Annotated in this window: 1 pseudogene; it reads right to left on the bottom strand. The window is 72.7% G+C overall.

The window, feature by feature from the left end:
- A pseudogene (locus HV826_RS36595) lies at positions 1-385 on the bottom strand (carboxypeptidase regulatory-like domain-containing protein); the annotation flags it as partial.

Genomic DNA, 385 nt, shown 5'->3' with positions numbered 1-385 from the left:
GCCCCCGGACTCCGCCAGCGCGGAGAGGTTCATCACACGGCCCTCGGACATGGCCACGTTCAACGCCTCCACCGACAGCGATGCGCGCGAACCCTCCGTGTCGCCCTGGAAGGTGCGGTCCTCCAGGCCCGAGGGAGGCAGGGGCAGGCGCACGCCAGTCACGGAGCGGCGGCTGTCCACCCAGACCGTCCAGCGCCGGCCAGCCGCGTTGGTGAAGGTCGCGCGCACGAGCGTCGCACCCAGCAAGGAGGTGTCCATGCGCCACTCGCGCGGCAGCAGGCCGTGCCACGGCGATGCGTCCGGGTTGTAGCGGGCGCCCTCCGGGATGCCGAGGAACGCGTCCGCGAGCGTCACCGGCGTCGTGCCCTCTGGATCGAAGTGGGGC

Origin of the sequence: Myxococcus sp. AM010 (genome assembly GCF_013372585.1) — a bacterium.
Lineage (GTDB): Bacteria > Myxococcota > Myxococcia > Myxococcales > Myxococcaceae > Myxococcus > Myxococcus vastator.
The sequence above is the reverse complement of the archived record's forward strand: the minus strand, read 5'-3'. Positions and strand labels throughout refer to the sequence as shown.